Origin of the sequence: Candidatus Planktophila lacus (genome assembly GCF_002288385.1) — a bacterium.
In the GTDB taxonomy this organism is placed as follows: domain Bacteria; phylum Actinomycetota; class Actinomycetes; order Nanopelagicales; family Nanopelagicaceae; genus Planktophila; species Planktophila lacus_D.
This window is the reverse complement of record NZ_CP016783.1, coordinates 558,668-571,125: the sequence shown is the minus strand read 5'-3', so window position 1 is coordinate 571,125 and position 12,458 is coordinate 558,668. Positions and strand designations below refer to the sequence as shown.

Annotated in this window: 11 protein-coding genes; 1 reads left to right on the top strand and 10 read right to left on the bottom strand. The window is 47.5% G+C overall.

Going from position 1 to position 12,458, the window contains the following annotated elements; all coding sequences use genetic code 11:
- Window positions 1–99 precede the first annotated feature (99 nt).
- Complete coding sequence (gene ileS / locus A1sIIB60_RS02875; RefSeq protein ID WP_095689053.1) at window positions 100–3,219, top strand: isoleucine--tRNA ligase; 3,120 nt, start codon at window positions 100–102, stop codon at window positions 3,217–3,219.
- A gap of 10 nt (window positions 3,220–3,229) precedes the next feature.
- On the opposite strand, the gene A1sIIB60_RS02870 is transcribed toward ileS, so the two are convergent.
- The 10 genes from A1sIIB60_RS02870 to murD form a co-directional block, all read right to left on the bottom strand.
- Complete coding sequence (locus tag A1sIIB60_RS02870; RefSeq protein WP_095671000.1) at window positions 3,230–3,511, bottom strand: YggT family protein; 282 nt, start codon at window positions 3,509–3,511, stop codon at window positions 3,230–3,232.
- 24 nt (window positions 3,512–3,535) lie between these two features.
- Complete coding sequence (locus A1sIIB60_RS07370; protein ID WP_095670999.1) at window positions 3,536–4,003, bottom strand: cell division protein SepF; 468 nt, start codon at window positions 4,001–4,003, stop codon at window positions 3,536–3,538.
- 9 nt (window positions 4,004–4,012) lie between these two features.
- Entirely contained in the window at window positions 4,013–4,699 is a 687-nt protein-coding gene (locus A1sIIB60_RS02860) for a YggS family pyridoxal phosphate-dependent enzyme (RefSeq protein ID WP_095689052.1), read from the bottom strand.
- Window positions 4,696–5,361 carry a peptidoglycan editing factor PgeF gene (gene pgeF / locus A1sIIB60_RS02855; protein WP_095689051.1) on the bottom strand — a complete coding sequence of 222 codons (666 nt, stop codon included), beginning with the start codon at window positions 5,359–5,361 and terminating at the stop codon, window positions 4,696–4,698. Before pgeF ends, A1sIIB60_RS02860 begins: the two co-directional genes overlap by 4 nt.
- A gap of 32 nt (window positions 5,362–5,393) precedes the next feature.
- Entirely contained in the window at window positions 5,394–6,524 is a 1,131-nt protein-coding gene (ftsZ, locus tag A1sIIB60_RS02850) for a cell division protein FtsZ (protein ID WP_095670996.1), read from the bottom strand.
- Between the two features lie 182 nt (window positions 6,525–6,706).
- Window positions 6,707–7,393, bottom strand: coding sequence for a cell division protein FtsQ/DivIB (locus A1sIIB60_RS02845; RefSeq protein ID WP_095677291.1), 687 nt, complete (start codon window positions 7,391–7,393; stop codon window positions 6,707–6,709).
- Window positions 7,394–7,406: 13 nt separating this feature from the next.
- A complete protein-coding gene (murC, locus tag A1sIIB60_RS02840; protein WP_190279225.1) occupies window positions 7,407–8,810 on the bottom strand; it encodes a UDP-N-acetylmuramate--L-alanine ligase in 1,404 nt (467 codons plus the stop codon).
- On the bottom strand, window positions 8,810–9,892 hold the full coding sequence (locus A1sIIB60_RS02835) for a UDP-N-acetylglucosamine--N-acetylmuramyl-(pentapeptide) pyrophosphoryl-undecaprenol N-acetylglucosamine transferase (RefSeq protein WP_223298724.1): 1,083 nt from the start codon (window positions 9,890–9,892) through the stop codon (window positions 8,810–8,812). Before A1sIIB60_RS02835 ends, murC begins: the two co-directional genes overlap by 1 nt.
- Window positions 9,889–11,064, bottom strand: a complete 1,176-nt coding sequence (locus A1sIIB60_RS02830; RefSeq protein WP_095689049.1) for a peptidoglycan glycosyltransferase FtsW — start codon at window positions 11,062–11,064, stop codon at window positions 9,889–9,891. The genes A1sIIB60_RS02835 and A1sIIB60_RS02830 overlap by 4 nt, the downstream gene beginning before the upstream one ends.
- Complete coding sequence (gene murD / locus A1sIIB60_RS02825; RefSeq protein ID WP_095689048.1) at window positions 11,061–12,446, bottom strand: UDP-N-acetylmuramoyl-L-alanine--D-glutamate ligase; 1,386 nt, start codon at window positions 12,444–12,446, stop codon at window positions 11,061–11,063. Before murD ends, A1sIIB60_RS02830 begins: the two co-directional genes overlap by 4 nt.
- Window positions 12,447–12,458: the final 12 nt, after the last annotated feature.

Genomic DNA, 12,458 nt, shown 5'->3' with positions numbered 1-12,458 from the left:
ACCTTATGCCCTTTTCCACGCGCCACCAACTCTGCCACTCATAGCCCGCACAAATTCTTGAACAGTTCTGCGCAAGGCGGGCGTTAGACTCGCCTCCTTATGAATTCTCCAAAGATGCGCCCAATTCCCGCTGCGATCGACCTCCCAGGTATGGAGCGTTCGATCCTAGATTTCTGGCGCACGAATTCGATTTTTGAGGCAAGCACACAGGCAAGAGAAGGCGCACAACCTTGGACTTTCTATGAAGGCCCTCCAACAGCCAATGGAATGCCCGGAACGCATCACATCGAAGCGCGTGTATTTAAAGATGTCTTCCCGCGTTATCAAACGATGAAGGGTAAGTATGTAACTCGCAAAGCAGGTTGGGATTGCCATGGCCTACCTGTAGAAATCGCGGTCGAAAAAGAGTTAGGTTTTTCTGGAAAAGGCGATATTGAGAAATATGGAATTGCAGCGTTTAACGATAAGTGTCGCGAATCTGTAACTCGCCACGTTGATGCATTTACAACGATGACCAACCGGATGGGTTTCTGGGTTGATTTTGATCAGGCTTATTGGACGATGGCTCCCGAATATGTCGAAAGCGTTTGGTGGAGCTTAAAGGAAATCTGGAAGAAAGGTCTCCTCGTTCAAGATCACCGCGTTGCACCATATTGCCCGCGTTGTGGAACCGGCCTGTCCGATCATGAATTAGCACAGGGATACGAAACAGTTACCGATCCTTCGGTCTATGTTCGCTTCCCAGTTACATCTGGTGAGTTAGCAGATCTTGGTGCCGCGCTTCTTGTCTGGACAACTACGCCTTGGACCTTAGTTTCAAATACCGCTGTTGCAGTTCATCCAGATGTTGATTACGCGGTCGCTGAAGTTGTGGTTGAAGAAAACCGGGAAGTCCTAGTTGTTGCAGAAGCGCTTCTTAGCTCCCTGACCGGTGAAGTAAAAGTTCTTAAGGTGATTAAGGGTAAGGACCTCGAGCGAGTTACTTATAAGCGTCCACTTGATTTGATTGAAATTCCTGATTCACACTTCATCGTTCTTGCAACATATGTAACAACTGAAGATGGAACTGGCTTAGTTCACCAATCCCCTGCCTTTGGCGCAGACGATTTAGCGGTTTGCCGTGGCTATGGACTTCCTGTTGTAAATCCAATCGCACCTGATGGAAAGTTTTTGCCAGAAGTTCCACTAGTTGGCGGGCTCTTCTTTAAGGAAGCCGATAAGACTTTGGTTAAGGAACTTAAATCACGCGGTGTTTTATATAAGCACCAGCCATTTGAGCACCCTTACCCACACTGCTGGCGCTGTCACACTGCTCTTATTTATTACGCACAACCATCTTGGTATATCCGCACTACCTCAATTAAAGATGAGTTGATCCGCGAGAATAACAAGACCAATTGGCATCCCGAGACAATTAAGAGTGGTCGTTACGGTGATTGGCTCAATAACAACATTGACTGGGCGCTATCGCGAAATCGTTTCTGGGGAACGCCACTACCGATCTGGCGTTGTGAAGATAAGCATGAAATCTGCGTTGATTCACTCGCTGAACTCGGCGCGCTTGCCGGGCAAGAACTTTCTAACCTAGATCCGCATCGCCCATTTGTTGATGACATTACCTTCCCATGTGCGCAATGTTCCAAAGTTATGAATCGCGTACCTGAAGTTATCGACTGTTGGTATGACTCAGGCGCCATGCCATTTGCTCAGTGGGGCTATCCACATAAGCCAGGTTCAGTTGAAAAATTTAAAGCTGCTTATCCTGCTGACTTTATCTGCGAAGCGATCGATCAAACGCGCGGCTGGTTCTACACGCTGATGACTATTGGAACTTTGGTCTTTGATCAAAGTTCATATAAGAGCGTGCTCTGCCTCGGCCACATCCTTGATAAAGATGGTCGCAAGATGAGTAAGCACCTGGGCAATGTGCTCGAACCGATTTCGCTAATGGATCAACATGGCGCGGATGCGGTGCGTTGGTACATGTTGGCCGCCGGTTCTCCTTGGTCTGCGCGCCGCGTTGGCCACGATGCGATCAGCGATGTTGTACGCAAGACCTTACTTACTTACTGGAACACGATCTCATTCCATACTCTCTATGCCGAAGCATCGGGATTTGAGCTAAGCCAATCACCAGCGCTCAAGGATCGCTCGATGATGGATAAGTGGATCATCAGCGAGTTAAACGCACTCGTTCAAGAAGTTGATAAGTCATATTCAGAATTTGATTCACAGAACGCAGGTAAGGCGCTAGCCAGATTTATCGATGACCTTTCTAATTGGTATGTGCGACGCTCGCGTCGTCGTTTCTGGGATGGCGACGCCGCTGCCTTGGCAACACTTCATGAATGTCTAGTCTCGCTGACTCAGCTACTTTCACCGATGGTTCCATTTATTACCGAGCATGTTTGGCAAGAGTTGGTAAAGGTTGCAGATCCATCCGTTGCCGCCTCTGTGCACCTAACAGATTTCCCTATCGCCGATCCTTCCCGAATTAACCTAGAACTAAATGCGCAAGTTGCGATGACTCGACGCGTTGTTGAATTGGGCCGTTCTGCTCGCGCTGAATCGGCGATCAAGATTCGCCAACCGTTGCAACGCGCTCTGATTTCTGCAAATGGCTGGTCGACTCTGCCAACAGATATGAAGGAACAGATCGCAGATGAGTTAAATGTGATCGATCTAGCCGATATCGCCGATGCCGATGGAGATTTAGTTGATATCTCTGTAAAGGCTAACTTCAAATCACTCGGCGCTAAGTTTGGCAAAGAGGTTCAAGATATTGCTAAGGCGATTGCTGCTACCGATCCAACAGAACTTGTTAAGGGTCTTCGCAAATCTGGTAGCGCCAAAGTGGGCACATGGGAGATTGATTTAGCTGATCTCGTTGTGACTGAAGTGCCGAAATCTGGCTGGATGGTTGCTAGCCACGATGGCGAATCGGTAGCTCTTGATCTAGCGCTAACACCTGAGTTAATTGAGGCCGGAAACGTTCGTGAAGTAATCCGCTTTATCCAGGAACGTCGCAAGAGCGATGGCTTTGAGATCTCGGACCGGATCAAAGTTCGCTGGAACGCGGAACAATCAGTTCTATCTGCAATTTCAAGTGCAAAGGCGCATATCAGCGATGAAGTACTTGCTCTCGAGTTCGAGCGCGATGAAACGATTGCAACTAGCGATAATGAACTTGGGATCGAAGTAGTACTTAAAAAAGCTTAGAAAGTTATATTTAAAGTACGACGATGATGATGCTCTTGGCCAGGCTAATGCCGATCAAGAGAACGATAAATGAAAGATCAATTGCTACTCCACCCAAACGCAGTGGTGGCACGAAGCGACCAACAAATTTCATTGGTGGATCGGTTATTGAATAAATCAATTCGAAGAAAGCGATCAAGAAAGATTTAGGGCGCCAATTAGGTGCAAAAATTCTGGCGTAGTCAACAATTAAGCGAATGAAAAGTGCATACTTGAAGAGATCAAGTAGCGTGAGCAGGAGTGAAGTAATCATTAACTGAGAGGGAAGGTTCTTAAATCAACTCTGGTTAAAGAAACTTGCCTGTGCTGCAGCGGTCTTATCTTCGCTGCTTACATTTACATTTGCAGGTGAGAGAAGGAAGACTTTATGGCTAACTCGTTCGATACGTCCGTGTAAACCAAATACAAGTCCACTTGCGAAGTCGACTAGACGTTTACGTTCGCTCTCTTCCATATCATCGAGATTGATGATGACTGGATTACCTTCGCGGTAGTGCTCGCCCATTTTGCGGGCTTCAGAGTATGAACGTGGTTGCAAAGTGATGATGTGGTAATTCGACTCTTGAACTGGAGCAGCTGCGACAGTTGAACCAACGACGGTTACGCCGGCGCGATCACGAGATGGACGTGCTATCTCGCGTGCTGGACGTTCAGTGTTGCGAACTGGAGTTGCTTCTTGTTGTTGAGCTTCTTCATCGGTATCTACCAAACCGAGGTAGCCCATCATTTTATTGAGTGCAGACATAGGTAAAGGTTAGGGGTGATAGGTCCGCGAACCGAGGATTTGGCTACCTATCCGGATATGTGTCGCGCCATGGGCAATGGCAATTTCAAAGTCAGAACTCATACCAGCAGATAGTGATTTTGCGCTTGGGAATCGGCTGATAAAACGTTGGTGAATTTGCGCGATTTCGGTAAAGGCGAGTTGATGCTCATACTCAACTGGGGGAACGCACATCAACCCTTTGAGTTCTAGCGCCGAGCTTGTAGCAACGACTTCGGCAAGCCCCGCTAGTTCTTGCTCAACTACTCCCCCTCTATCGGGTGCGCCATCTAGAGAGAGTTGGATAAAGACGCTAATTTTCTTATCTAGCTCTTCGCAGATGCGGTTTAACTTTTCGATATGACTTATTTGATCTAAGGAATGAATGACATTGGCCCAAGAAGCGATCTCACGTAATTTTCGACTCTGCACTTGTCCTTGATAATGCCAAATCCCAGGCACCTCTAAGGATTTCACCGCGCCTTCTTCGGTTCGATTCTCGCCAAAATTTCCTTCGCCAAGATCGCGAAGAATTTGAACATCGGATACTGGATAAGTTTTTGTAACAGCGATCAAAGTTATCTCGGCAATATCCCGCCCAGCCAATTGAGCGGCGCTAGCAATTCGTGACTTCACATCTTGCAGTGAGTTGCTGATAAATTCACGGCGCTCAGTCATAGCCAGACCAACCCTGCTTGGCGCCCGGTGGCTCCATCTCGCCTATAAGAGTAGAGATCATCGTGTTCTAAGGTGCAACGACTTTGGTTATCAATATCTGTAATCCCCAATTTTTGAAGATCTGAGATGAGGGCAGAGATTAGATCCAGAGAAGGAGTTCCGGATGCAGTTTGGCTAGCGCTCTCTGGATGGCTAGCAGTTACCTCGCTAAAAATTTCTTTTGAGACTTCATAGCATTTGCCACAAATAGCGGGCCCGATAATCGCTGTAACCTGGGCATCGGAAATCTCGCGCATTACTTCTATAGCTTTTTCCGCTACTCGGTTGAGCAAACCTTTACGACCAACGTGAACTGCCGCAACGGCGTCCTTGGATTTGAGTAAGAGTGGAATGCAATCGGCAACCATGACCGCAAGAGTTACTCCCGGAATTCCCGTAACTAGCGCATCCGCAGTTGGAAATTCATCTGTAACTTCTTCGATGATCGCAACGCGATTGCCATGGACTTGGTTCATATATTGAGTGGGTCCAAATTTTGCGGCAATCAAAGCGCGATTGCTGGTAACTACCTCCGGAGTATCCCCAACATGGTCCCCCAAATTAAGGGATGCATACTCACCAGAACTGTTGCCACCTAAGCGATCGGTAAAGAAGGTTCCCATAGTTAGCTCACTCGCCTTTGGAGTGGAGCTAATTACTTCATAAAGTCGGGAACGTCGATCTCATCTTCGGCAACGAGATCTTCAAAGGTAACGCGCTTACGAGGTGCGCTGCCATCGAGATCAAGGGCGACAGAAATTGGATCGTTACTTGGAATTGGATTAGCGATACCTGAAAGGCTCGCTTTATCAATTACCGGAACTGAAACCTTCTTCGGCTCTCCGCCATCAAAGCCAGCAGCAATAACAGTGATGCGAACTTCATCGCCTAGAGCGTCATCAATAGTTGTACCGAAGATTATGCGGGCATTGGGATGTGCAGCTGCTTGAACTAGTTCGCAAGCCTCGTTGATCTCAAAGAGCCCAAGGTCTGATCCACCAGCTACTGAGAGAAGAACTCCCATTGCACCGTCAATTGATGCTTCTAGAAGCGGACTTGAGATCGCCAGTTCTGCGGCACGTGTTGCGCGATTTTCTCCGCGCGCAGATCCGATTCCCATAAGAGCAGAACCAGCATCGGTCATAACTGTTTTAACATCTGCAAAGTCAAGGTTGATAAGACCTGGTTGTGTAATGATTTCGGTAATTCCTTGAACGCCTGAGAGAAGAACTTGATCAGCGCTCTTAAATGCATCGACTGCAGTTATGTTGCGATCTGAAATTGCAAGTAAGCGATCATTTGGGATAACAATCAAGGTATCTACTTCTGCACGGAGTAGTTCGATTCCTTCATCTGCTTGCGCAGAGCGAATCTTTCCTTCAAATGAGAACGGACGAGTTACAACACCGATTGTTAGCGCTCCAAGATCGCGCGCGATCTTTGCAACGATTGGTGCACCACCCGTACCGGTACCGCCACCTTCACCTGCTGTAACGAAGACCATATCTGCGCCACGTAAAATCTCTTCAATATCTTCTGTGTGATCGATCGCCGCTTGACGACCTTTTTCAGGAGCAGCGCCTGCACCAAGACCTTTAGTTGATGCGCGACCAATATCTAGTTTCACATCAGCATCACTCATCAATAGATGTTGTGCATCGGTATTAATTGCAATGAACTCAACGCCTTTCAATCCAACATCAATCATGCGATTGATTGCATTGACTCCACCGCCACCAATTCCAACTACTTTGATGACAGCTAAATAATTCTGTGGTGCAGCCACAATATCCCCCTTTAGAACTGTAAACCTCTACTTGAGAATTACATTTCTACTCTCTGTAATAAGGGCAACGTAAGGCGTTAGGCAAGCGAAAGCAAAGACCGACTCAAAGAATTTTCAATAAATTTTTCAACGATTTTAGAGAAAAGAAATCGAGTAAATATTTAAAAAAATTAATCTTCACATCACTTCACGATAGGAGCATGTGGAGCACTTACATCAATCATCCGTAAATTCTTATTCTCTTCTCGCTTTAACAGCGCCTCGATTACCTCAACCTTCAGATCTGTATCTTCGCCATCTCCCCAAATAATTCGTAGATCCTGTCCTTCAAATCTGCCGTAAATTAAGAAGTTATCGCTGCGGGCAGCGCTCATGCGATCGATATTTTTGCTGAAGCTTTCAGGTAGCGATGTAAAGACTTTAATCGCCGCCAGCCCCCCATCAACTGATTTGGCGCTTACCTTCGGAAGTCCTTCTTCAATATCTGCCGGAGTGGCAAAGGTATTTCCTGAAGAGTCAAGTACTACTTGAGGTTTACCTGGTTGGCTATATAGAGCGATTGGAGTTCGTGTTGTAATCGAAATCGAAACTCTTCCATTAATCCAATTTCTTGAGACCTGCGAACTTTCAATCCAATCAAATGAACGTAAACGATTCGAGAGTGATCTGGGGTCAACTCTGGCTAACTTTTCGCCTTCTGCGATATTTAAAGAGCGCGAGATTGCAAGTTGACTCTCTTTAGTCGGCGCCCCAATTATTTCAACACTTCTGACTGAAAGTAGTGGAGACCAACCTAGAAGGTAAGAGCCTGCGCCAAAGATGAGAATGACGACGATTGCGATGCGCGCGGTTTTGGGGCTTATCTTCATTTTTTTCAGATCTTTAGACCGGTGAGTTAAATCGGCGCGCTAGCCCATCGCAGATAATTGGCGCCAGTGAGTTCACGTCTCCTGCACCAAGGGTCAGGATTACATCTCCTGGTTTTGCATTTTCGATAACCCAGTCAGATGCCTCGATAAAGTTTGGAATAAATTGGCCGCGTTCCATTGCGGATGCGATCTGCGCAGCGCTTACACCGGGAAAAGGTTTCTCGGATGCAGCATAGATTTCAAGGAGAATTACTTCATCGGCTATATCTAACGCCGTTGAGAACTCCTTCATAAATGCTTGCGTTCGCGAATAACGGTGCGGTTGAAATATCGCAAGAACTCTTCCATCACCGGCATAGCGCTTTGCCGCTTCTAAGGTCACGGTAATTTCAGTGGGGTGGTGTCCGTAATCATCGATTACGCGAATTCCATGAACCGTTCCCTTTAACTCAAAGCGACGCCCGGCGCCATGGAAACTTGCTAATCCGGCAAGTAGTTCGGCAGCTGGTGCGCCAAGGGCTAGGCCCATCGCTAAAGCTGCGCCTGCATTTAAAACATTGTGTAAACCAGGAACTTGCAGTGAGAGAGTCCCGACTAAGCGGCCGTTCCAAAGCGCTCTCGCCGTTGATCCCATCGCCAATAGATTGATTGAATCGATATATAGGTCGCTACCTTGGGTAGTTCCATAGGAAACAACTTTTAGATCAGGGCGCAATTTGGGGTCTCTGCCCAAAGCGGCAGAACCCGCATCATCGGCGCAATAAACCAGAACTCCATCTTGACTAATGGTTGCAGCAAAAGAGTTAAATGCGTTGGTTACATCCTCAGGCTTTGCGAAAAAGTCAACGTGATCGTGCTCAATATTTGTAACGATCGCTGCATTGGGATGGTATTCAATAAATGATCCATCAGATTCATCGGCTTCGGCGACAAAGAGATCGCCCGTTCCTTTATGAGCATTGGATCCTGATGAAGTCAACGTGCCACCGATCGCAAATGAAGGATCCAATCCACATGATTGCAGCGCAACAGTCAACATCGATGAAGTAGTCGTCTTGCCATGAGTTCCGGCGACAGCGATGCTGCGATCTTGCGACATTAAAGTTGCTAGCGCCTGCGCACGCGTCAGTACAGGAATCTGTAACTCTTGGGCGCGAATCAACTCAACATTACTTGTACCGATAGCTGTTGAAAAAATAATGTAGTCAGCGCCATCTACCTGGCTCGCTTTATGCTCTGGCGAAACCTGCGCTCCAAGTGCCTGCAGCGCGCTTAATACCGTTGAATCTTTGGCGTCAGAGCCTGTAACTGTAATCCCGTGCGAGAGAGCAATGCGCGCTAAACCACTCATGCCTGCCCCACCAATACCGATGAAGTGCAGGCGCTTGCCCGACCAGTTCGAAATATCGTTTGCCATTACTTCGCCTTCACTTTCAAGGCTTCTTCCATAAGAGCCACGATTTTTTCGCTGGCGTGCAAATCAGAAGCGTTGCCTGACGGGCTAGCCATCTCGCAATTCTTAAGTAAGCGATCTAGGTGCTTTTCAATCCATTGCGAAGTGAATTCGCTTTGATCGATGATTTCTCCACGAGATTGTTCGGTCACCAAACGGGCATTTACTTTCTGTTCGCCATTTCCAATCGGCAGTGGAATAAAGAGCGCATATTTTCCGAGCGCATTTACTTCTGAGCAAGTTACGGCGCCGCTACGCGCGATAATCAAATCTGCAGCTAGATAAGTGCTGGCCATATCTTCGAGATATGAGACAGGTTTGTAATTAGGTGCAGCTTTGGGAAGTTGATTTGATTTGCCAACTGCGTGGAGCAGTTGTGCACCATTCTTTTCAAAGATAGGGAGAGAATCGGCGATTACCTTATTGAGCGCTACCGAGCCTTGGGAGCCAAAGAAGATTGCAATGACTGGTGCCTTTTCACTCATTCCTAGAGCAGCCTTTGCTTTACTCCGCGCTGCTGCCCAATCGCTGCCGCTAGCTTGAAGAGCTTTCGACACATCAGAACGCAGTGGCAGCCCAGTAATTAGCGCCCTGCTCAATTTTCCGGATTTAACTGGTTGAGCGACGGCTAGATGGTTTGTGAAAAGTGCGCCTAAGCGATTTGCTAAACCTGGCTTCGCGTTTGCTTCATGTATGACTATCGGAATCTTTAAGGAGCGAGCGGCTAAATACGCCGGTGCAGAAACATATCCCCCGAAACCGATTAAAAGATCGGCGCCTTTAAGCACTGCGCGGGCTTCAAGAAAAGCCTGAGTTAATGTCGTAGGTGCGACAAAGAGTGAGAGTGAGATTTTGCGGGGAATAACTACCTTCGAGATATGTGAGAGGTTAAATCCTGCTGCAGGGACTAGTTGATTTTCGAGCCCTGATTTAGTTCCGAGGAATTCAATCTGATCGCCTGAGTGATTTGCGCGCCAGGTGCGGGCGACGGCAAGGGCTGGTTCGACATGGCCAGCAGTTCCACCGCCTGCAAGAACGATCTTCATGATGTGCGTAATCTACGCCGTTCTATCGCTTTCTGGAGTTCATTGGAAACTTCAGGATCGCGCAGCGCGCTGCCAAATATGTAACCGAGTCCGATATAGAGAGAAATTAGCGCTGAGCCTCCATAGGAAACAAAGGGAAGAGTTACACCGACAACAGGTAGCACACTAGTTGCTGAACCAATGTTAAGAACTGTCTGTACTGCGATCCAACAGCCGATTCCAGAGCCAACATAACGAGACATTGGATCTTTGCAACGAAGCGCGATTTTAAAGATTGAAAAGATCAGCGCTGCAAGTAAGGCTAGAACCGCAAGAGTGCCGAGTAGCCCGAGTTCTTCACCGATTACTGCAAAGATAAAGTCGGTATGTGCTTCGGCAAGGTTGCCCCACTTTTGACGACTGCCCCCTAAGCCAACTCCAAAAATTCCACCAGATGCTAGCCCGAGCAAACTATGTGCTGGTTGCCAACCTGCGTTTTTATACTGCTCTGCTGCGAATGGATCAAGTACAACAAGAAATCTTGCGGCACGATAGCCAGCGGTTGCAATAAGCGCTGCCAGAACAACTGCTCCGGCTGCAACCAATGTACCTAGCAAACGAAGTTCAACGCCTGAAACAAAAAGTAATCCGCCGAGTATTGCTGCAACAACGCATGCCGTACCAAGATCGCGACCCAACAAGATTAAGAAGATAACAACCATAAATCCCGGAGTAATAAGAGCAAAGACATTAATCCGAGTCTTTCCGTTCTTCTCCTGATTTGCCAACAAGTAGCTCGCCCAGAGAATCAAGAGGAATTTTGAGATTTCACTTGGCTGCACATCTACAAATGGAAGAGCGATCCAGTTGGTATTTCCATTAACTGTCTTTCCAACGCCAGGGATTTGCAGGAAAGCGAGAATTGCAACTGAAATGAGTAAGCCAAATCTTGCCAACCAACGCCACTGGGTTAGCGATCTTTGCGATAGATAGATTGCTAACGGGATAGATAGTGCGAAGAAGAAGCCTTGGCGTAGAACAATTGCAACAGCGTTGCCTCTTGTATCTAAGGAATGAATCGATGATGCCGAAAAGACCATCACCAAACCAATAACCGAGAGTGCGAGAGAGCTGACTGCCAAGATGTAGAAATTGTTAACTGGTTTTGCGAAGAACTTGGCTGGGGCGCTCATTGGACTACTTTCTTTACCGCTGCTGCAAACCTATCTCCACGATCGGAGTAGGAGATGAATTGATCCATTGATGCGCAAGCTGGGGCGAGTAATACTCGATCCCCGGTCTTAGCGCGTTCAGCGGCAGCTTTAACGACCGCCTCCATCAGTGAATTATCTGTTCCGCCTCGCTGATATGTGCCGGGAGCATCGACGTAAACGATTTCAATTTCTGGTGCTTGCGAACGCAATTCATCGGCGATTAGCTCGCGGTCGGTACCGATAAGAATTGCAACTTTAATTCTTGATTTGCACTTAGCGATTAGCTCTTGCATCTCAGCGCCCTTAGCCAAACCACCTGCGATCCAGATAGACGATAGCGCTGAGTTTAAAGATGCCACTGTCGCATGGGGATTTGTCGCCTTTGAATCATTTACCCAAGAGATTCCATTTATATTTGCTACTTCTTCGATGCGGTGTCTGCCCAATGAGAAATTTTGTAGAGCGCTGCGAACTGCCTCCGGAGATACGCCAAGGGCTCGAACCAGCCCTGCGGCGGCCAAGGCATTTGCCACGTTGTGTGGAACGGTAGGTTTTACATCAACTATCTCTGCAAGCATCGCCGCTTCCTGGGGATCACTTACAAATGCACGATCTACCAATAACTCTTCAACTACGCCGATTTCACCAGGTGCAGGCGTGTCGAGTGAGAAAAAGACTTTACGTCCCTGCCAATGCGCTGCTTGATTTACGACTTCCAAATCTGCCGAGTTAAAGATTCCAGTAGATGTGCGATCTAGAATCGAACCCTTAACGCGGGCATATTCGGTGAAAGTGCCATGCCAATCAAGATGATCTTCAGCAATATTTAAAATCGCTGCCGCCACAAAACTTGCTTCTCTCAACCAGTGCAGTTGAAAAGATGAGAGTTCAAGCACGAGGACTTCATACTTCTCGGGGCTTTCTACGCTTTCAATTACCGTCGTACCAACATTTCCGCAAGCAATGGCTGAAACCCCACCTGCGCGCAGCATTGCAGCCGCCATTTCAACAGTTGTTGTCTTTCCATTGGTTCCAGTTAAAGCGATCCACTTTTGACCGGGAACAAGTTCTGCGCGAAAAGACCAAGCCAGATCAATCTCATTTACCAAACGTATGCCGGCGGCTTGCGCCTTAACGATAAGTGGATGGCTCTCTTTCCAGCCTGGTGAGATAACGATAAATGAAAGCCCATCAACCTGTATTTGATCTGACTTTGAAACTTTAAATCCTTCTACAGTTTCAACCTGGTCATCGGCGAAGAGAATTGATGCGCCTTTAGCGCTGAGTGATCTGGCGACTGCTATTCCAGTTACTCCAGCGCCAAGGATCAAAACGCTCTCACCCGATAAGTTAATAGCCATTTCTTCTCGGCC